This is a genomic window from Anabaena lutea FACHB-196, assembly GCF_014698305.1.
Lineage (GTDB): Bacteria > Cyanobacteriota > Cyanobacteriia > Cyanobacteriales > Nostocaceae > Anabaena > Anabaena lutea.
In genome coordinates this window covers 45,649-67,038 of record NZ_JACJST010000012.1, presented here as the reverse complement: position 1 = coordinate 67,038, position 21,390 = coordinate 45,649, and the positions used below count along the sequence as shown (strand labels likewise).

At 35.7% G+C, this 21,390-nt stretch carries 17 protein-coding genes; 10 read left to right on the top strand and 7 right to left on the bottom strand.

Annotated features, from left to right (window positions below; all coding sequences use genetic code 11):
* The first annotated feature begins 9 nt into the window (after nucleotides 1–9).
* The 4 genes from H6G59_RS14260 (at nucleotide 10) to H6G59_RS14245 (ending at nucleotide 6,473) form a co-directional block, all read left to right on the top strand.
* Nucleotides 10–3,264, top strand: coding sequence for a tubulin-like doman-containing protein (locus H6G59_RS14260; protein WP_190715452.1), 3,255 nt, complete (start codon nucleotides 10–12; stop codon nucleotides 3,262–3,264).
* A gap of 73 nt (nucleotides 3,265–3,337) precedes the next feature.
* Nucleotides 3,338–5,032, top strand: coding sequence for a YhgE/Pip domain-containing protein (locus H6G59_RS14255; RefSeq protein ID WP_190715450.1), 1,695 nt, complete (start codon nucleotides 3,338–3,340; stop codon nucleotides 5,030–5,032).
* 72 nt (nucleotides 5,033–5,104) lie between these two features.
* The gene (locus tag H6G59_RS14250; RefSeq protein ID WP_190715448.1) at nucleotides 5,105–5,839 is read left to right on the top strand and encodes a flagellar motor protein; all 735 of its coding nucleotides are present in this window, start codon (nucleotides 5,105–5,107) and stop codon (nucleotides 5,837–5,839) included.
* 115 nt (nucleotides 5,840–5,954) lie between these two features.
* A complete protein-coding gene (locus tag H6G59_RS14245; protein ID WP_190715446.1) occupies nucleotides 5,955–6,473 on the top strand; it encodes a DUF29 family protein in 519 nt (172 codons plus the stop codon).
* A 25-nt stretch (nucleotides 6,474–6,498) separates the two neighbouring features.
* Here H6G59_RS14245 and H6G59_RS14240 read toward each other — a convergent pair whose 3' ends face one another.
* The 4 genes from H6G59_RS14240 to H6G59_RS14225 form a co-directional block, all read right to left on the bottom strand.
* Nucleotides 6,499–8,049, bottom strand: a complete 1,551-nt coding sequence (locus H6G59_RS14240; RefSeq protein ID WP_190715444.1) for a hydantoinase B/oxoprolinase family protein — start codon at nucleotides 8,047–8,049, stop codon at nucleotides 6,499–6,501.
* A 68-nt stretch (nucleotides 8,050–8,117) separates the two neighbouring features.
* Nucleotides 8,118–8,819 carry a Uma2 family endonuclease gene (locus H6G59_RS14235; RefSeq protein ID WP_190715442.1) on the bottom strand — a complete coding sequence of 234 codons (702 nt, stop codon included), beginning with the start codon at nucleotides 8,817–8,819 and terminating at the stop codon, nucleotides 8,118–8,120.
* A gap of 250 nt (nucleotides 8,820–9,069) precedes the next feature.
* A complete protein-coding gene (locus tag H6G59_RS14230; protein ID WP_190715439.1) occupies nucleotides 9,070–11,169 on the bottom strand; it encodes a hydantoinase/oxoprolinase family protein in 2,100 nt (699 codons plus the stop codon).
* 207 nt (nucleotides 11,170–11,376) lie between these two features.
* A complete protein-coding gene (locus H6G59_RS14225) occupies nucleotides 11,377–12,567 on the bottom strand; it encodes an HhoA/HhoB/HtrA family serine endopeptidase (RefSeq protein ID WP_190715438.1) in 1,191 nt (396 codons plus the stop codon).
* Between the two features lie 275 nt (nucleotides 12,568–12,842).
* Here H6G59_RS14225 and H6G59_RS14220 point away from each other — a divergent pair, with 275 nt between their 5' ends.
* The 3 genes from H6G59_RS14220 to menH all read left to right on the top strand — a co-directional run bounded on the left by H6G59_RS14220 (nucleotide 12,843) and on the right by menH (nucleotide 15,851).
* Nucleotides 12,843–13,244: a metal-sensing transcriptional repressor gene (locus H6G59_RS14220; RefSeq protein WP_190715436.1), complete on the top strand. Its 402-nt coding sequence runs from the start codon at nucleotides 12,843–12,845 to the stop codon at nucleotides 13,242–13,244.
* 237 nt (nucleotides 13,245–13,481) lie between these two features.
* Nucleotides 13,482–15,026, top strand: a complete 1,545-nt coding sequence (locus H6G59_RS14215; protein WP_190715433.1) for an ATP-binding protein — start codon at nucleotides 13,482–13,484, stop codon at nucleotides 15,024–15,026.
* Between the two features lie 12 nt (nucleotides 15,027–15,038).
* Nucleotides 15,039–15,851: a 2-succinyl-6-hydroxy-2,4-cyclohexadiene-1-carboxylate synthase gene (menH, locus tag H6G59_RS14210; RefSeq protein WP_190715431.1), complete on the top strand. Its 813-nt coding sequence runs from the start codon at nucleotides 15,039–15,041 to the stop codon at nucleotides 15,849–15,851.
* Between the two features lie 39 nt (nucleotides 15,852–15,890).
* Here the strand turns inward: menH and H6G59_RS14205 are convergent, their stop codons facing one another.
* Together H6G59_RS14205 and H6G59_RS14200 are read right to left on the bottom strand one after the other, a co-directional pair.
* Nucleotides 15,891–16,562, bottom strand: coding sequence for a glycoside hydrolase family protein (locus H6G59_RS14205; protein WP_190715621.1), 672 nt, complete (start codon nucleotides 16,560–16,562; stop codon nucleotides 15,891–15,893).
* A 101-nt stretch (nucleotides 16,563–16,663) separates the two neighbouring features.
* On the bottom strand, nucleotides 16,664–17,329 hold the full coding sequence (locus H6G59_RS14200; protein WP_190715429.1) for an SDR family oxidoreductase: 666 nt from the start codon (nucleotides 17,327–17,329) through the stop codon (nucleotides 16,664–16,666).
* Between the two features lie 179 nt (nucleotides 17,330–17,508).
* Between H6G59_RS14200 and H6G59_RS14195 the strand changes: the two genes are divergently transcribed.
* The gene (locus H6G59_RS14195; RefSeq protein ID WP_190715427.1) at nucleotides 17,509–18,162 is read left to right on the top strand and encodes a DUF1997 domain-containing protein; all 654 of its coding nucleotides are present in this window, start codon (nucleotides 17,509–17,511) and stop codon (nucleotides 18,160–18,162) included.
* 231 nt (nucleotides 18,163–18,393) lie between these two features.
* Here the strand turns inward: H6G59_RS14195 and H6G59_RS14190 are convergent, their stop codons facing one another.
* On the bottom strand, nucleotides 18,394–18,864 hold the full coding sequence (locus tag H6G59_RS14190) for a DUF4079 domain-containing protein (RefSeq protein ID WP_190715424.1): 471 nt from the start codon (nucleotides 18,862–18,864) through the stop codon (nucleotides 18,394–18,396).
* A 297-nt stretch (nucleotides 18,865–19,161) separates the two neighbouring features.
* Between H6G59_RS14190 and H6G59_RS14185 the strand changes: the two genes are divergently transcribed.
* Both H6G59_RS14185 and H6G59_RS14180 read left to right on the top strand, forming a co-directional pair.
* Entirely contained in the window at nucleotides 19,162–20,445 is a 1,284-nt protein-coding gene (locus H6G59_RS14185; protein WP_190715422.1) for an ankyrin repeat domain-containing protein, read from the top strand.
* Nucleotides 20,446–20,944: 499 nt separating this feature from the next.
* Nucleotides 20,945–21,379 carry a cobalamin biosynthesis protein gene (locus H6G59_RS14180; protein WP_190715420.1) on the top strand — a complete coding sequence of 145 codons (435 nt, stop codon included), beginning with the start codon at nucleotides 20,945–20,947 and terminating at the stop codon, nucleotides 21,377–21,379.
* The last annotated feature ends 11 nt before the right edge of the window (nucleotides 21,380–21,390 follow it).

Here is a 21,390-nt window from a genome sequence, read left to right as displayed (position 1 = left end):
GAGAAAACCATGACTCAAGCATCTGCAAATGAACCGCAATATAGAGGCATTAACCGCACAATTTGTATCGGTTTAGGTGGCACTGGTAGAGATGTTTTAATGCGAATTAGACGGCTAATTGTTGACCGCTATGGAGACTTAAATAACTTACCAATTGTCAGTTTTGTTCACATTGACACAGATAAAGCAGCAACCCAAGTTACAGGTATTAGAACTGGAAGTACCTATCATGGTGTTGATTTAAGTTTTAAAGAAGCTGAAAAAGTCAGTGCTACCATGTCATCGAAAGATGTCACCATGTTTGTGGACGGACTAGAAAGACGTTCAGAATATAATAGTTACGGACCTTATGAGCATATTGCAAGATGGTTTCCTCCTCAGTTATTGCGGAATATCAAAGCAGTAGAAGAAGGTGCAAAAGGTATCAGACCTGTAGGAAGATTAGCCTTTTTTCACAACTATCAAAAAGTCAAAATAGCAATTGAAACAGCAGAAAGACGCACCAGAGGACACGAAGCTTTATTACTAAAATCAGGGTTACGAATAGAACCGGGATTAAGTATTTTTGTGGTTGGTTCTCTTTGTGGTGGTACAGGAAGCGGGATGTTTTTGGATGTTGCTTATAGCTTAAGAAATCTTTATGGTGAAGAAGGCGCTCGCATTCTTGGCTATTTAGTAATTAGTCCAGAATTATATGGTAGTACAACCAGCATGATTGCTAACACTTATGCTGCCCTTAAAGAACTGAATTATTATAGTTATCCTGGTACAAAATTTGAAGCTTGTTATGATACTCAAAATTTAGTTTATGTACAAGAACAACGTCCACCATTTGAATATGCTTATTTGGTCAGTAATCAAACAATAGGAGAATATTCAATACTTACACAGGGTAAGTTATGTAATGTAATTGCTCATAAAATTTCTTTAGAATTTTCTGGTGAATTAGCAGCATCTGTCAAAGAAATCAGAGATGATTTTCTTTTACACATGATTAATAATGATCAACATCCAAGACCTAATAATCAAAGATATGTAACATTTGGACTATCTGCTATTTATTTTCCTCGTGATACTATTATTCAAATAGCCTTAACAAAAGTCTGTTCAGAATTAGTCAAATTTTGGCTAAATGGTAAAGGTCAAAGTCCTGATCCTGTTAACTTGCTTGAACAGTTTTTAATTCAACATCACTGGCATAATGATTTAGTAAAACGAGATGGATTAACTAATAAATTAGCCGAGTCAGTAGAAGAATCTAATAAGACTTTTAGTAATAGTCTGAAAACTTGGCAAACTAAATTATTAAAGTTAATCTCTGAATGTAAAAATAAGGATGATCGTGTAAATGTACGTCAACAGTTAGGGACAGAATTTTCTAAACAATTCCGCACCGTTCAACCAGGAGAAACAGAAAGTATTCGCGGTTATTGGTTGACGAAATTAATACAATCTGCCCCTAAAATTGCCAAAGAACTTAATACCAATATTGATGATTATTTGATTCAACTACTTACACCCATAGAAGCTAACTTTTCTATTAGAAATACCCGTAATTGGTTAGAAGCATTGCAACATGAATTGCATAAATATCAACGAGATTTGCAAGAATCTATAACTGATTGTGGGGGCATGAAACGCATAGAAGATGTAGAAAGAAAATGGGATAATATTGAGCAAACAATTGAAGAACTGGAAAATAAATTTATGCTGATTGGCAATTTAAAAAATAGCCAATTTCAAGATAAATGTAAAAAAGCTATTCAGGAAGTTTGTAAACTGATCAGGCATAATTTTGATTTAACAGTGTTACAAGAGACAATGAAAATTGTTAATCAGTTACAAAAGCACGTTCAAGAAAGAGAAAAACAAATTGCTGCTTTTAGCAGTTTAGTAGAAGACTTACAAAGTGCTTATGAAAAAGAGGAACGGGAATTAAAACAATTGAATTTTGATGAAATGAGTGGAGAAGCAATTTTTGATATTGAAGATATAGAACTTTGTTATCAAACAATGTTACCAGAAAATGATGTGCGTCCTCAATTAGTGTTAGCAAGTTCAGCACTTACCGAAGAAACTGGTAGAGGAGCATCCTTGGCATTTTTCCTGAATATGGAACGCACTACTCACTCTCAGCTAAAACAAGAAATTGACCTAAAAATTGATAGTTTATTTGCTTTTCGAGGTAGCAATATTGTTACTTCTGTGATTAAACGCTTCATGCAAAAATACTCCTTAGCTGCGCGTTCAACTCGTTTAGCACAGATTATGCAAGAAGCTCAACCACTTTTGCGTTTAAATTTGAATGATCCTTATTTTCTAGATGAGGCTGCTAAAAGTAGTAAATTAGTAGGATATAAAGATACAGATGAATTAGAAGTGAGACATTTTAAAACTTTACTTACTCAAGATTTAGGAGTCTCAAACAATGATTTAAAACCAATACAAGCAGATGATGAAATTTTAATTGTCAATGAGTATGCAGGGTTTCCGTTGAGATTAATTAGCAGTTTAGAAAAAATGCGAAACCCATATATACGAGAACAAAATTCTGGTACATCTTTTTTACATAATGATTCTCGCGCTTCTTTTCCTGATATTATTCCACCAGATGCTAGAAGAATGGAAGAACTGGAGGATATTTTTTATCCTTGTTTAGCATTAGAATTGTTAAAAGAAAATCAGGAGAATCAGGAATTAGAGTTTCAACATTATGATTCTTTCCAAAATAGTTATTATACTGCTACGGTGAGTGCAAATTGGATGCAAGCCTTGGAAGATTTAGCCAATAACTCTAATATGGCTGAGACTTTGAAGAATATTTTAGATGATGTGATCGCTGAAATACAAAATAATCCTAAGTTATGGGGAAATGAATATCTACTAAAACTGCGCCAATTTCCAGACAAACTGAAAAAAATACCCGAAGATAGTCAAAATTTTCCCTATATTCAAAAAGTATATGTACCACCAGACAATATTCAACCTACAGTTAGAGAGGGGGTTATCAATCGTTTTTGGAAGAAGATGGATGCAAAATTTAGAAACCAAAATTCACTTCCAATGAGAGATAATACAGAAACTCAAAAAGCTATTGTTGGTGAAATAGTTGCTAATTCTCCTATAGATAATAACGATGATCAAAATCAAGAAAAATTACGTTCAGAATTAGCACGTTTAAAAGAATTGTTTGATAATAACTTGATTCCTCAAGAATATTATGAGATACAAATGCAAAAAATAGTCGATAAATATATCACCTAATATAGCCTTTTTTCTGGGTAGTTCACATCTACCCACTTTTAACAATTTTTCTGCACTACCCAAGGTAATTTTTATGCCACCAATACCATCTTACTTAATTGTTAGAATTTTTTTTGCTGTTGTTTTGGTTATATTTATAGTTACTATTATTCTTCGCATATCTCTTTACAGGCATTTGATAGTTTTAACTAATAAAGTTCAAAGATTAATCAAGTCAGGAGTAAGGGTAGAACAACCAAAAATTGTCCAAACATTGAAGGATAGATTTGAGCAAGCTTCTAAACAATTAGAACAGGTAAATACAGGAGCATTAATTGATCAAGTTTATAGTCAGGAAAAAATCAAAGGCTTGAATTTTACCTGTGAAAAAATAGATTATTTATGTCGAATTGTGCCAAATTTACTCCTAGCTTTTGGTTTAATGGGTACTTTTTACGGTATCACCATTAATTTATTTACCCTGAGTGAAACTATTAATCAAACTAATGCTAATGATGTTAGTAATTTAGTTACTGAATTAAAAAAACCTCTAGAAGGGATGAGTATTGCTTTTAATACAAGTTTAATAGGAATTGGTTTTAGTTTTATATTAACAATATTCTATGGTTTCTGGAATACTAGTTTTGCAAAATATCAATTAATTAGTTCTTTAGAAGATTATCTAGATAATATTTATCTTCCTCAAGTGCAGGGTGATACCCGTTTAGATAAAATAGTGAATAGAATGGTATCCCAGCAGGATGAATTTTTAACAAATTTTGGCGAAACAGTGCGAGAAGCAGTAGAAAAATCTATGGGTAAGGTAGCACAACAAATTGCTGAGGGAAATAAAGAAACTACAGATTTAGCTAGACAAGTTTATGAAAGATTTGCTGAAGCTGCTGGAACTATAGCTCGTGCTGCTGATGATTTTGAAAATTCCATGTCAGAATTAAATTCAACATCTAAAATATTTAAAGAGTCTGCTGAAACTTTTAATAAAAGTGATTTTCCTTTAAAATTATCATTAGCTACAGTAGATTTGAGTAATACACAGCAAAAATTTTCCGAATCAGCAGCAAGTTTAGCATCTACAACGCAATTAATTCAAAATGCGTTAGTTGAAATTCAAAATTGTAGTTATGCTTTAATTAGTTTAGCAAATGATATAAAGAGTATTAATCAAAGTTCAATTCAAGTATTAGATTTGCATCAAAATAATCAAGAATCTCTCAGTGAAATTATTCCTCAACTCCAACAAGGTGCTAATAGTTTTTCTGAAGCTATTAATAAACTTGATCAGTTAGAAATAAAAGTTAGTGATAAAGCTGATAGTTTAAATAATGTAGGAGTTTCGCTGAATCAATTACTAGAGTTTGTTAAATACAATTCAGAACTTGTTAAATACAACACAGAACAAATGAATTTAGGATTGGATAATTTAGGCGATCGCTTCATTTCTAATTTTTCCCAAAAAATTGATCATAATACTCAAAAATTTCAGACGGTTATCAGCAATATTGAAGGATACGCTAATCAATTTATCATTAAATTTGACACGATTAAATTAGATTTAATGAGCTTATTACAAAATAACAATATTGAATTAACTTCAGAATATAAAAACGTTAGCAATATTATTATTCAAGGTATCAACAAGCAAACGGATATAAATACAAAAGGTTTAGAGATGATCATCAAAAATATTCAAGAATGTAATAAACATTTGGATGATACGAAAAATTCCATTAACCAACTCAGAGAAGTAATGGAAACGCCAGAATCATAGATGCAAACTGAGCAAATTTCTCAATCACATTTGTTTGTAATGTTAATTAATGTAATTTCAATAAATTAAGTTATGGCTCGTCGTTCACGATATACTGAATATAACGAAGATTTAAACGTTTGGCCAGCATTTACTGATTTGATGTCTAATGCGTTTATGATATTAGTCTTATTTTTATTTCTGACTATTATTATATCACAACTCACTAAGAAACCTCCTCAAAACTCAGTTAATTTAGCTGTAAAAGTCAAACAATTAGAGCAGCAAATAAAATATTTAAAAGCCCAAATAAAACCACAAAAACAATTAACAGATACACCACCAATCATCATCATAAAGGATGAAGGTGATTATAGATTTGCTTCTGGTAGCGCAGAAATTCCTCTGAAGATGTCAAATTATATATTGAGACAAATAGTACCGGAAATAGAAAATAGGACTAAACAATATGGTATCAATGTTGTCGAAATAATTGGACATACTGACGGACAACCTAATGGTAATCTAACAAGTAATTTAGATTTGAATTTAGAAAATATAGTTAGTGGTAACTTACCCGTAGGTAAACTACAAGCAGGTTCTAATGCTGATTTAGGACTGATGCGGGCTTTGTCAGTAGTTAAGGTACTGCGAGATACCCAAAAAAAAGAAGGTAAACTATCTGGATTATCATTTCGTGCTTATTCTGCGGCACAGTTAATATTACCAAATGGACAATTTGCAGGGATAGCGCGTAAAGAGGATGTAACCAGGAGACGAATTGAAATTCGCTTTACTCGCTTGGGAGAAGTGCGAGAAGTTAGGTAAAAAATAACATTAATATACTGTAGATATTTAGCAATCTTAAACCCTAACTAACTCCTAGCTTCTGAAATTCTGCTATACTTAAATATGGTTGAATTAATTTGAGGTTAATACAGCAATGACACAGGAATTAATAGACCTCAGAAATAGCATTTTAGAACAGCGTTATGCAGATGCTTTAGCTATTGTAGATGAATTAGAGGGGATGAGTAAAAAGGCAATTTTACGGCAAATTAAGTCTTTTCTAAAAGTACTGCTGATACATTTAATTAAAAATAAAATAGAGAAGCGGTTAACAAATTCTTGGGCTGCATCTATTAGAAATGCCGTTTTAGAAATTCAAGATGTTAATCTTAAAGAAAATAAGAAATCATATTACATTAATTTAGATGAATGGAATGATTATCTTGAACATGAAATAGATATAGCTATTCGAGATGCAAGCGTGGAAGTTTTGAATGGTGTTTATAGCCCTTTTCAACTTGCCGAAATAGTAGATAAAGAACAGATAATTCATCAAGCAAAATTTATCTTGAAGTTGACTTATGATTACTCAATTAAAGAACTAGCAGGAGTGATTGATGATTATTTAACTCAGTTACCCGGTGGTGAAAATTGGAAGTTAGGGAAAAGGTAAGGTTTATATTTGGCTTTGCTTACATTCATAAAGACTTACCAAATCCTCCACCTCCAGGAGTTTCTATCACAAAAACATCCCCAGGTTGCATCTCCACTGTAGCCGTACTATCTAAATACTCTTCAGTTCCATTTTGACGTTTTATCCAATTCCTTCCTACTTTTCCCCCTTCCCCACCATTTAACCCAAAGGGAGAAATTAAACGATGGTTAGAAAGAATATTAGCTGTCATCGGTTCTAGAAATTTAATCCTACGAATTACCCCATTCCCCCCTGAATATTCTCCTTTACCACCACTATCAGCACGCAGACAAAAACTTTCTATTTGTACAGGATAACGGGTTTCTAAAACTTCAGGATCAGTCAAACGGGAGTTAGTCATATGTGTATGAACTCCATCAGTACCATCAAAATTAATCCCCGCCCCAGAACCACCGCAAATAGTTTCATAATATTGATATTGCTCATTTCCAAAAGTAAAATTATTCATCGTTCCTTGAGAAGCAGCCATCACACCCAAAGCACCATATAAAGCATCAACAATAGTTTGCGAAGTCTCTACATTACCAGCTACTACTGCTGCGGGATAAATTGGGTTTAACATACAGCCTTCAGGAATAATAATTTCTAAAGGTTTAAGACATCCAGCATTGAGAGGAATATTATCATCAACTAGAGTACGAAAAACATATAAAACTGCGGCTTGAGTTACGGCTTTGGGAGCATTAAAATTACTATTTAGTTGCCAAGATGTACCAGTAAAATCAATGATAGCACTTCGATTTGTTTTGTTAATAGTGACTTTTACTTGAATTTGGGCATGATTATCCATTTCATAAATAAATGCGCCATCTTTGAGAACATCTATTGCTTTTCTAACTGCTTCTTCTGCATTCTCTTGGACAAATGTCATATAAGCTTGAACTGTCTCAAGCCCGTATTGCAAAACCATTCTATTTAGTTCTTGAACTCCCCTTTCATTCGCTGCAATTTGTGCCTTAAAATCAGCTATATTTTGGTTAGGGTTGCGGGCAGGATATGTATGATTTAAGAGTAATTGCTTTGTTTCTGTTTCTCGAAAATTTCCCTGTTCAACTAAGAGAAAATTATCAAAAAGAATTCCTTCTTCTTCGACTGTGGTACTGTGAGGAGGCATAGAACCGGGAGTAATTCCACCGATATCAGATTGATGTCCGCGAGAAGCAACATAGAAAATAATTTGTGTTTCTTCTCTGTCAAAAACAGGAGTAATTGCTGTTACATCAGGAAGATGTGTTCCGCCATTATAGGGATTATTAGATAAATAAACATTACCTGCTTTTATGGTGTCACCTTTATCATTAATTAAGCTGCGGACACTTTCGCTCATTGAGCCTAAATGTACAGGAATATGGGGAGCATTAGCAACTAATAATCCTGAAGCATCAAAAATAGCACAAGAGAAATCGAGCCTTTCTTTAATATTCACTGATGCTGCGGTATTTTGCAGAACAATCCCCATTTGTTCGGCGTTAAATTGAAAGAGGTTTTTAAAGATTTCTAAACGGACTGGATCTGGTTGAGATATGGTGGACATCTTTTTTACATAAATTAACTTCAAATTAAACTGTAGATTGAGGAGCAAAAACCAACCTATATTTTTGGTTAAATGGTATCTGGATCAATATTTAATTCCCGCAATTTTGCTGCTAAACGTTCTGCTCTTTGAGCTTCTTGTTCTGCTCTTTGAGCTTCTTTTTCTGCGGTTTCTTCAGGTGTAGGTACTAAATTTCCTTCTGGTGTGAAATAACGTAATAAACCTTGATAAAGTCCCAAATATAAGCCTAATTGTTCACTCCATAAACATCCTTTTTCGTTTGCTTTTACAGGTTGATATTTTCCATTTATTAACTGAAAACCTGCAAATTCTAATGTATAGGGATCAAACCAAAAATATTCGGGTGTGCGGAAAGTATCTTGATAAAGTTCTTTTTTTGATTCTCTATCAATCTTAGCTGTTGTTGGTGAAAGAATTTCGACAATTACATGAGGATATTTACCATTTTCTTCCCAAACTACCCAACTTTTACGAGTTTTTCTTTCAGTTCCTAAGACCACAAAAAAATCAGGACCCCGGAAATTTTCTGTTTTTTTCTGATGCGGACTATAATAAATACTCAAATTTCCCGCAGCATAAAAATCAGTTCTATCTTTCCATAACCATTCTAAACATTTGAAAAGTAAAATTATTTGTCGTAGATGTAGTTCTGTTTCCACGGTCGGTTCATCACTATATAAATCACTGGGAGGAAAAATTACATCTGGAAAGATATTTTCTTCCGATGCTATTTCTTGAGTAATAATCATAATATGATACCAAGTAGTTATTTTTTTATTCTAACATTAATTACTGTCATTAATGAATTGATAGAAAATTTTGAATATTTCTAAACTAATTGGCTCTGCTTAAGATATAGTGTACATTTTAATTTTGAATCTTATATTTTGAGTATAACTAAAATGGTAGGTTGGATTGAAGAATGTATCCCGTAGGTATAACCCAACATTTTCGAGAGAAATATTGTTGGGTTGCGCTGTCACTTAACCCAACCTACAATTAAAAAAGACGTTGCAAAATTAAATAATTACGTTCAGTTAATGTTGCTTCCCAGTTAGCTTCAACTACAATTGTGCTGATTTTTTCGACAATAATTGCTGGTTGACTAATTTTATCTCCTGGTTGTAAATCTTCTCGTCGATAAACAGGAGCATCATACCATTGATTAGCAGTAAACATTTTCACTGTTTCAACTGATTTAGGTGCTACATTTTGGGGACGGTTACGAGTAATTAAGGGTTCTTCAGGAGTATCCATTTTTTGAATTATTTCTACTGATGCTGATTCGACAATTAAGGTTTTCTCTGATTGAATAAAACCATAACGAGATTTATGTTCGGTTTCAAATTCTTTTCGCATTAATATCACATCATCGGCAAAATTAATGTTTAATGTAGAATTAGTTCCGTCATATTTTAAATTAACTTTTTGAACTATTTCCTCTTTACTACTTGTTGCATCTGAGTTAACGGTAGTTCTAGCTTGAATTTCTAAAGAGTGCATTAAATGCTGTAATTGCGGGATTAATGATGGATTTAAAGGCTGTTCCACTCCCGCTTCTCTAATTGCTCGGACATCAGCTAAACCCATTCCGTAAGCAGAAAGAACTCCTGCATAAGGATGAAGAAATATTTTTTTCATTCCTAATATATCGGCAATTAAACAAGCAACTTGTCCTCCTGCACCACCAAAACAACAAAGTACATATTCGGTGACATCATAACCTCTTTGTAAACTGATTTTTTTAATAGCATTTGCCATATTTTCTACAGCAATAGCAATAAATCCTGCGGCTACTTGTTCGGGTGTAGAATTGTTACCTGTGACGGCTGTAATATCTTGGGATAATTGTATAAATAGCTTTTTGACGATATCTTGATCTAAAGGTAAATTGCCTGTATTTCCAAAAACAGAAGGAAAATATTGGGGGTGAATTTTTCCTAACATGACATTAGCATCTGTTACAGTTAATTGTCCCCCACGTCGGTAACAAGCAGGGCCAGGATTGGAACCAGCAGATTGGGGTCCAACACGATAACTAGAACCATCAAAAAAGAGAATTGAACCACCTCCAGCAGCAATTGTATTAATTGCTAATACAGGAACTCGCATTCTTGCACCAGCAATTTCGGAATCTAATTGGCGTTCATATTCTCCTTTAAAGTGGGCAACATCTGTACTTGTTCCGCCCATATCAAAGGTAATTATTAACTCAAAACCTGCTCTTTTACTAGTTTGAACTGCACCAACAATACCGCCTGCTGGACCACTTAAAATACTATCTTTTCCTTGAAATTTTTGTGCGTCGGTTAACCCTCCATCAGATTTCATAAACATTAATCTCACGTTGGGTAACTGACTAGCTACTTGGTTTACATAGCGCCGTAAAATCGGAGTTAAATAAGCATCTACTACGGTTGTATCTCCTCGGCTGACTAATTTCATTAAAGGGCTAACTTGATGAGATACGGAGATTTGTGTAAAACCGATTTTTTGGGCTATTTGTGCTACTTGTTGTTCGTGGTTCGGATAACGGTCGCTGTGCATGAAAACAATGGCACAACTACGAACTCCTGTGTCATAAGCCGCTTGTAAATCATTTTTAGTTTGTTCAATATTGACGGCTATTAATTCATGTCCGTGAGCATCATAGCGTTCCTCTACTTCAATTACCTGTTCATAAAGCATGGTGGGTAAAATTATCTGCCTGGCAAAGATATTTGGACGATTTTGATAACCAATTCTCAAGGCATCTTTAAAGCCTTTAGTAATAGCAAGAACTACACGATCGCCTTTTCTTTCTAACAGCGCATTCGTTGCTACTGTTGTCCCCATTTTTACTACTTCTATTGCTTCATTAGGAATGGGTTCTTTGTTGGAAATGCCGATAATATCCCGAATGCCTTGAATCGCTGCATCTTCATATGGTTCGGGATTTTCTAACAAGATTTTATAGACTATTACCCATTCTTGATTAGGCAGAGAAACAATTAAAAAACGTTCTGGATGTTTTGCAAGTCGGTCTATGATTGTTTGACTATTCGTAATAGCAACAATATCTGTAAATGTGCCACCTCTGTCTGCAAATATTTTTAACATTATTCAATTTCCTTAATGGTATAGAAATAGAATAATAACAATATTTAGAGTATTTTTATGGAAGACATCCTCTAAGGGGTACACCGAAACATACCCCTATCAACAATAATTAATAGGACTTACGCCAAACAGAACCAATGTAGCGGTAATTCATGAATTACCGCTACACAGGAATAAGTTTTCAGTCACATCTTGCGTAAGTCCTAACTAAGAAAGGTCTTTCAACTCAGCGGTACGAACTGAAAGCTGTTGTGTTTGATTTCCTCGTTGTATTTTTACCTGCAAAATCTGACCCAATTGACTATCTTCCACCACACCTTGCAACTGTTCTGCATTGGTAATTGATTGATTATCAATTTGGACAATAACATCTCCGCGACGGATACCCGCAGTTGCAGCTGGGGAGTTGGGTACAACCCGCATTACCAATACACCTTTGACTTCAGGAATCGCAAACATAGAGTTGGGATCACGGTTATTTTGTTTTGCTAATTCCGGTGTTAATGTCACCATTTGTACACCTAAATAAGGGTGAACAACTTTACCATCCCGTTGCAATTGAGATGCGATCGCTTTAGCCTTATCTATAGGAATCGCAAACCCAATCCCCATCGCATCTGCACGAATTGCGGTATTAATCCCAATCACTTCACCTTGACCATTTAACAACGGCCCCCCAGAGTTACCAGGGTTAATTGCAGCGTCGGTTTGAATGAAATCTAAGCGTTTATCATTAATCCCGACTTGAGCGCTGGAACGTTTGAGAGTGCTGACAATGCCCAAAGTGACTGTATTATCAAATCCTAAAGGATTCCCAACTGCGATCGCCCAATCTCCCACTTGAACATTATCGGAAGAACCCAAAGGTGCAACAGGTAAATCATTTCCAGCATTAATCTTGACTACCGCTAAGTCCGTAACTTCATCAATGCCTTGAACTTTACCTTCAAAAGTGCGACCATCTTTAAGACGAACCGTCACTTTATCAGCTTGATCAACTACGTGAGCATTGGTGAGAATTATCCCACTTTTGTCTAGAATAAAACCAGAACCTAGACCGCGTAATTGCTCAGTCGGTAACTGTTGAGAATAACTCTCACCAAAAAACCGCCGAAAAAACGGGTCTTCCATCAAAGGATCAACACGGCGGGTAATAGTTTTTTCTGTATCAATCCTGACCACAGCCGAACCCACACGATTTACTGCTGCTGTGACAAAACTACTGCTACCAATAGCAGCAATCCCAGGAGAAGACTTTTGAGCAACTACAGCAGGAGCAGGTTCCGCTACAGATGGTAAGACTTGTAGGGAAGTAACCGTCAGCAGAACTCCTAAAAAAATTGCGACAACATAGGAACTCAATTGGCGAATATACCGGAGTGATTTGGAAATTTGCATAATTACAATTTGATTTAGAAGCCTAATTTTTGCAGTTTTGTGACAAAGCTACATACACTTATTTTTACAGCTTGGATCAAAATCTTCGCTTATTGAAGTTTTTACCTGGCTGCGTCATCTGATTGGGGAGATGGAGAAAGGGATCTGTAATCAAGTTAATAGAACATAGAGTAACCAAGCTATTATGGAAATTTGCCCTTCTTAGTTCGGTTTTTCCGCCAATCCACAATCTCTCTAGGTTAGGATCTTAATTAATACCAAAACCTTCATATCCCATGAATACTTTCAACCAATTAACTCATGAATCCTTGACAACATCCCCACCACCAGAACACACACACGATGAAGATCACAACCACGAACACACAGATCATACTCCTGGACAGGTAGATTCTGTTCATCCTCACGTTCATAGTGAAGAGTCATTGCGGCGAATTGTCAATCGGCTCTCGCGTATAGAAGGACACGTTCGCGGTATTAAAACAATGGTGCAGCAAAATAGCCCTTGTCCTGATGTATTATTGCAAATTGCCGCTGTCAGAGGCGCAATAGATAAAGTAGCACGCATAGTTTTGGATGAACATTTAACCGAATGTATTGCTAGAGCCGCCCAAGAAGGCAATATTGATGTAGAAATTGAACAACTCAAAGCTGCTTTAGATCGGTTTTTACCTTAGCAACTCAAAAACAGCAGCGGCTATCATCAACTGGGTGCATCAGAACTTATGAAAATATTTTTTCTTGCTCGTCAGTGCATCTATTTTCCAGTCAGGTTGGTGTAAATACTTCTCCTGGGGAGCAGGGAATGGACAAGAGGGTTTTAGCTTGGTTCATTTTTTCGCATATTTTGCATATTTATCCTTATTTTAGCCTTTATACTTATTTACAACATAACAGTTTCCCAGTATTGAGTCATGATAGCCAAATTAAAACAAATATTGCCTGCATATTTATTTTTTCAAGGAAAATATCGCATTATTTTCTTTTCGGCTGGTCTATTTTTGTGTTTTGATTTGGGTGTGCTGCTTCCTAATTTTTTGATCTCTTCTCAATTAAAAGAAGATGCTATAATTATTAACTTAGCTGGTCGTCAGCGAATGCTATCACAAAGAATTTCTAAAACCATCTTACAATTACAAGTAGCAGAACAAATAAAAACAACAATTACTGCTCCACAGAATGAATTAGCACAGGCTTACAAGCAATTTGATGAAACTTTAATAGGATTCAAAATAGGTAAAACCGTCACTGGTAGTGATGGAAAGCCCGTATTTATTTCAGCTCTGAAAAGTCCTAAAATTAGAAATTTAATTACTCAAGCCGAAGCAATTTGGAATCCATATAAAGAAAAAATTGAACCTGTTATTGCATCTAGAAATCAAATATCTCGGCAGTCATTACAAGATGCCATAGTCTATGCAAATGATAATAACCTCCAATTGCTAGACTTGATGAATCAGATCACTACAGAACAACAGAAAATATCTAATAACCGAACATACACATTACAAATTATTCAAGCAACTGGTTTATGTCTAGCATTAATAAATTTTTTTATATTGCTTTTTCATACATTAAAAAACTTGACCATTAGCGATAATCAAATTCAAGAAGCTTTAAATGAAGTAAAAAAAACACAAGTTCAACTCATCCAAAAAGAAAAAATGTTTAGTTTGGGGCAACTTGTGGCTGGAATAGCTCACGAACTCAATAATTCTATCAATTTTATCCATCCTAATCTTCCTCATGCTCAACAATATATGGCAGATTTATTAAAATTAATAGATCTTTATGAGAAATATCATCTTAAAGTCGATACAGAAATAGAAATAAAGATTTTTACAAAATTAATTGACCTAAATTTTATCAAGTCGGATTTACCACAACTCATAAAATCAATGGAAGTCGGCACAACTCGTATCCGCGATATTGTGCTTTCTTTGCGAACTTTCTCTCACTTGGGTGAAACTGAAATAAAAAAAATTGATATTCATAAAGATCTAGATAGTATTCTGATGATTCTGCAATGCCGATTTCATAATCAATTAAATTCACCACCAATTGAAATCATTAAAGAATACGATAATTTACCACTAGTAGAGTGTTATCCTGCAAAACTTAACCAAGTATTTTTGAATGTCTTAACAAATGCTATTGATGCTTTAGAAGCTAAAGAATTGGCAGCAAATCCCCAAATCTATATTACTACTAAGTTAGTAGAAACTAATTATATTTTAATTTCTATTACCGATAATGGTATTGGTATTCCTGAAGAAAATCAGCAACGAATATTTGATCCCTTCTTCACCACCAAACCTGTAGGTAAAGGAACTGGTCTAGGATTATCTATTACTTACCAAATTGTTGTTGAAGAACATAAAGGTAAAATACTCTGCTTTTCTAGTCCTGAAAAAGGTACAGAATTTCAAATTCAGATTCCTCTAGAAGTTATTTCTTAAATATATAAAAATATGAATTTAGAAAAATATAAATTTAATTATTCTTTAATTGACAATTCCCAAAAACCACTAATTATTTTTCTACATGGCTTTATGGGTAATATTGATGAATTTGATGAAGCCATAAAATTACTTAGTGAAGATTTTTCTTATCTCACCCTTGACTTACCTGGACATGGGAAAACTCAAGTTTTGGGAGAAGATGAATATTATAAAATGGAACAAACTGCCCAAGCTTTAATCAACTTATTAGATGAATTGAAAATATCCCAATGCTTCTTAGTTGGTTATTCAATGGGAGGAAGATTAGCGTTATATTTAAGTCTACATTTCCCCGAAAGATTTATCAAAGTTGTCTTAGAATCTGCTTCCCCAGGTTTACCAACAGATACAGAAAGATTAGCCAGAATTAGAAGTGATTTCCAAATAGCTAGTAAATTAACTCGAATGATTAATAAAAAAGATTTTAAAAAGTTTCTCAATAATTGGTACAGTCAACCAATATTTGCTAATATCAAACATCATCCTCAATATCCACAAATGCTAGAAAGTAGGTTAGAAAATAATCCTCTAGAACTAGTAAAGTCACTGCAATTTATGGGAAGTGGATATCAGCCTTCTTTGTGGGAAAAACTAAAAGAAAATAAACTTCCATTACTTTTACTAGTTGGCGAAAATGATGAAAAATTTTTAAATATCAATACAGCCATGTCTTACAGGTGTGAATTTTCTCAGCTAAAAATAATTAATCAAGCTGGACATAATATTCACTTAGAAAATACATTAGACTTTGTCAAAAATATCAGAGATTTTATGATTGACTAACTCAAATAACTTTCAACTAAATTGATTTTTTGGGACTCTTTATGGACTTTGAGGAATTGGGGAAGGTATTACATTTCGGGTTGCTGGTTGATTAGCAGCTTTTAATTCTTCTTGCAATAATTTTTGATAAACTTGGGGTAAAAAGCGAGTATTTTCATTAGTCTCTATCCCATATCCTAAACTTGTCCAAGTGGGAGAAAGTCGCCGCAAAACTTCATTTAACTTTTGCTGACGCAGGAGTTGAGAAATATCAGTTCCCCAAACTCGTGAATCATTCAACCAACGGTAAACTACTACGTCTTGATACTCCGCTTCAAAGCTATAATTAGTCCAAAACATTAACTGCTGTGGTGGATTTGGATGATAGCGGGGAGCAATTTCATACCAGGTAGTATTAATGATTTGATATCTACCAGCAGCGGTAGAACAGTTACCTGTATTTGGTCCCACCACAATGGTGACACATATTTCAGGATGACGACTCAGATCACTAACTTGCTGACCACCATATAAGAGAGAATAGGGACGGTTGCTGTTGGCCTCACTTGTGGAGATAGTTCGCATCAAAGCACGAATGTAAGGATCACCATCTTTCATCACCAATGGAGGCTGCTTTCCGGTAAATAGGGGTTCGGAAGGCGAATGTAAATCTCCACCCACATACCACTGTAATAAATATACAAAACCGAGAAGTGCCGCTAGAGGGCCAATCAGTTTTTCTACACCTTTGAGTTCAAAGCCTTTCAGAACCTAACTCCTCATAACAAACATTGATTTTGGATCATAAAAACTCTGCGTACCTCAGCGTTTACTCAAAAAGACTTAACCTGTTCAAATAACTCCCTCCAACTTTTCTTAGTCTCTCCCACTCTAGCCACGATTTCCACAATTTTATTCCGCGCAGCGGGTTCAAATAGGGACTCAACACATACCTGAGCCACTTTTTGCCGAGGGATGCTACCATCAAACAATGTATCAGCACCCTGCATGACTATGGCATCGGAGTTATCTTCATTTTTTAACCCTCCAGGTCGCACGATTGTATAGGTGAGTCCACTTTTTTGAATACATTCTTCAGCTTGCTTTTTCCAGACTAAAATCAGCCAAAATAGGTTCAAGGGATGGAAAAGCTGGGAAACACACAAAGAAGAAACCAAGACAAAATGCTGAATCTGCTTGGCTTTAGCCGCAGTTACTAAATTTTTTGTACCTTCAAAATCTACTTTATAAGGGGCTGTAGGGTCAAAACTGGGACTTGCACCTGTGGCGCAGATTACTACCGTACTATCACCTAATCCAACATCTAAGCTTTCTGGTTGTAATACGTCGCCTACCACTAATTCGACATCAGGAGATAAAATAGCCTTAGCTTTTTCTTGATCTCTCACCAAGGCACGGACAGGAATATTTCTCGCAATTAGTTCTTGGATGATACGACGACCTGTTTCACCTGTTGCCCCTGCTACAAATACTTTCATAATTAGCGCTATCTTGGGAAACTAATATGTGCTTGTTCAGTTCTTTATTGTAGTGATTCTATGGAGTTGATGACAGATTCTTGAGGTTTTTGTGAAATTTACATTTTTTTGTGAAAAAACTCTCCCGAACTGGGAATCATTAATATAGACAAACTTCAATCTATACAAAAAACACATTTATGGTAGCGAACAACTGGGATTATCCATCCGTAGAAATAAATGAATCAGTTTTATCTGTGGAATCCAGCGTTACAATCGACGAAACTGCATTTAAAAAAGACAATATAGGTATAAGCACATTTCGCAGCCGTTATCAAGATTGTATGGAAATGTATGCTCCTGTGTGGAAGGTTGCTGAGTATCTTGATTCTCACTCCTCATGGTTCGTACGCTGCGCTGAACCGATGAAAGTGCAACCTTTGGGAGAAAATGGCTATGCTTTGGTAATTGGTCGGTTTGGCGCTTTTGGTTATGAAGTAGAGCCGAAAATCGGTTTGGAATTGTTAGATCCAGAAGATGGTAATTACTGCATCCGGACTATTCCTATTCCTGACTACCAAGCTCCTGGTTATGATGTAGACTATAATGCATCGCTGCAATTGGTAGAAAGTGCAGCTGAGATGACAAGGGTAGAATGGCAATTAGATTTGATGGTTGAGCTTCATTTTCCCAGATTTATTCAGCGTTTACCCCATTCTTTAATTCAGTCTACAGGCGATCGCTTACTTCATCAAATTGTCCGTCAAGTCTCCCGTCGTTTAACCCGCAAAGTCCAGGAAGATTTTCATCAGTCTCAGAATATTGCTTTTTCTGTTAAGTCTCATAACAAGTGAAGACCTACTTAATTAATTTAACCGAGTACCGTGAGTTTAAATCCCCCGGTTAAATTCAATAACCGGCAAGTTTTGGGTCGGGGTCTAAATCCTCGTCACAAAACTTAATTACGTATCCCTAGCGGGACCGTAGGCACTATTACGAATTACGAATTATTTTAATTTTCTCCAACTACTTAGATTTATTTGTCGATGGTCAGTAGCACAATCCAACTGACCACTGACACCTGACTATGCTTGAGTGAGAATTTTTTGAACAATTTCTACGCCAGATATAGCCTGCCAAATAAAAAGCCCTAAAATACCAAAATTAAGCAAAATATGAGTGACACGCGCCCAATTTGCTCCTTTTTGCATAAAGGGGGAGAGGGACGCAGAAAATGCTATCAAACCTGTCATACTCAGACCGGCTAACAAGTGCGGACCAAAAAACAATTTTCCATTATTGATATAGGTGACAGCCATGCCACCAATTGAACCTGCTACCATCAAAGCTAAAAGAATAGAGCCGATTTGGTGGTGCTTGATTGTATATTTGCCTTGAATGAGTTGTTTCTTTTCTTCGCCCTTAGCATTTCTGGTACGCTGTACTTGCAGACCTAAATAGGCAGCATACAATGACAGCGCTAGTAGTATCCACATAATGACTGGGTGAAAGAAATTCAAACCATATTTCACCGCTGGAGAAAGTTCGAGGCTCATAGTGTTCTCTTCCGATTATTAAATCTTCATAAAAATTAGCATACCTTAGTTTAAAGCTGAGAACTCAGTACTTTTATCAAACAGAATATCTTCTCTTCCCATTTCCCTCTTGCCAAAGTACTTAAACAATCTCAGACTAAATAGTGACGCTATCGCAGGAGTCAGGAGTCAGGAGTCAGGAGTCAGGAGTCAGAAGTAAAACCCTCTTGTAGTGGGAGTTTTATTATCAATTGATGTCCTAACCACCTTGTCCACGGCTATAAATTAAATAATATACGTTTAAGCGAGATTTTCTTTATGACTGAAAACAAAGATAACTTCCTACTAAAAGCTGCCAAAAGTGGCGATATCAAGAGTCTGTGTGAGTTACTGGCTAGTGGTGTTGAGGTGGATATGTGCGATCGCAGTGGGACAACGGCGTTAATGTTCGCAGCGAATTTAGGTTATACAGAAATAGTGCGATCGCTCTTAGATTTTGGCGCTAATCTCAACTTACCCAGAAAAACTTATGGGTTGACGGCGTTAATGTTGGCAGCTAGTAGCAATCAACTTGATATTGTTCAGCTGTTAATATCCAGAGGTGCGGATGTAAATGCTATTAATGAAGATGGTAGCACCGCCTTAATGGCAGCAGCAGTGAAAGGTCATCTCCATGTGGTGCAAAGCTTATTAGCTGCGGGTGCTGAGGTAAATATTACCGATAAAGATAATGATACTGCTTTAAAACTAGCAATCAAGCACAACTGGACAGAAATTGTCAAAGCCATATCACAAACTAGTCCTATTGTCAATATCTCAGATGCAGAAGGTGAGACACCGTTAATGACAGCGGTAGACTTGGGAAATTTAGAAATCGTGCAAACACTATTGTTAAATGGGGCTGATGCTAATTTAAAAAACCACGATGGTGGTACTGCATTGTTAGCTGCTGCTGCCATAGGAAACAGTGATATTGTTGCAGCTTTGTTAGATGGAGGTGCAAAAATTAATCATCAAGATAAAGAAGGTGAAACAGCCCTGCATTGTGCCGTTGTCGAAGGCTACCTTGATGTAGTGCAAGTATTACTCCAACGGGGTGCAGATGTCCAAATTAGAAATCATCTGGGTGATACACCGCTACTGGTAGCAGCATTCCAGGGACATAGCGAAATAGTTGCAGCTTTGTTGCATTCTGGGGCAGATATGGATAAAAAAAACTTTGGTGAAGTTGCTCTCACATTGGCAGTATCTCAAGGACACGCCCAAACAGTTAAAGTACTAATTGATTATAGTGCTAATATCAATGCCGTGGCAGATGACGGTAAAACTGCTTTAGTCAAAGCCATAGCCAGCAACCATCCAGAAGTCTTCAAACTATTGTTAGCGAAAGGCGCAGATGTAAATTTTCAAGACTCATCTGGGGCAACAGCTTTAATGTGGGCTGCCGCAGAAGGTTATAGTCAAGCTGTGCAGATGTTACTTACCTCTGGGGCGGATGTGAATTTAAGAAATAAAGGTGGTTATACAGCTTTAATGATTGCCGAATTTAATAACTATCGGGGAATTGCGCGGATTTTAAGACTAGCTGGGGCGCAAGAGTAATATTCTGTTCGGTTCAATACTTATAATTAGGGAACCGCGCGGAGATAGAGGGACACGGGGACGGGTCGATTTTTTTGATCAGTTTAAATGAGGTAAGACTTTCTAGCCTGTTCCCTGCTACAAAACTGCTGGGTGAAACTCAGACAGCAAAACTCCGCCGTAACTGTTGAGAGTTTGTTACGGCGGAGAAAGAAGAAAGTGAAACATCAAGATGAAATGCTTACGCTACAAGGGTAGAAAAAAAGTAAACATGAAGACGTAATTTACCTTTTACCTTTGCTTTGTTTCTCCCTCGATGTTTCCTACTGTGCTAGATGTACTGAATATATCGGTTTTTATTTTTAGTGAAAGTATTAAACTTATCATTTTTGATGTATCAAAATTCACATTTATCAAAAATCAATAATACTTTGGTGTGATTTTACGCCTATTTGTAGGCTGTTTGCGAGATTATATAGAAAAGATTAAATTTAATTAAATACCATTGAATGAGTAAATTATGCAAATAGATTTATTATCTCTACGAGTTTTATGGGTGGGTATTGGTTGTCAAAAAGGGATTTCATCACTGTTAATTAACACTGCAATTGAGAAAATTTTTCGAGAAAATCAACTTAGCCGATGTCAGATTTCCGGTATTGCTACAATTGAATCTAAAGTTGATGAAGAGGGTTTAAAGGACTTCTGTCAGGTATATAATTTGTCTCTAAAAACCTTCACAGCAGAGAATCTGTCCAAAGTCCAGTGTGTTCCTCACCCTGCTAAAATTGTGTCAGAAAGAATGGGAACGCCAAGTGTTGCAGAGGCATCTGCAATTCTAGCCGCTAGTGAAATTACTTCTGTAGGTGTGAGGTTATTAGTTCCTAAACAAATTTTTCGCTTACCTGGGGAAGTAGGAACGGTGACAATAGCTATTGCCCAAACTGTCATTTAAGAACGTGGATT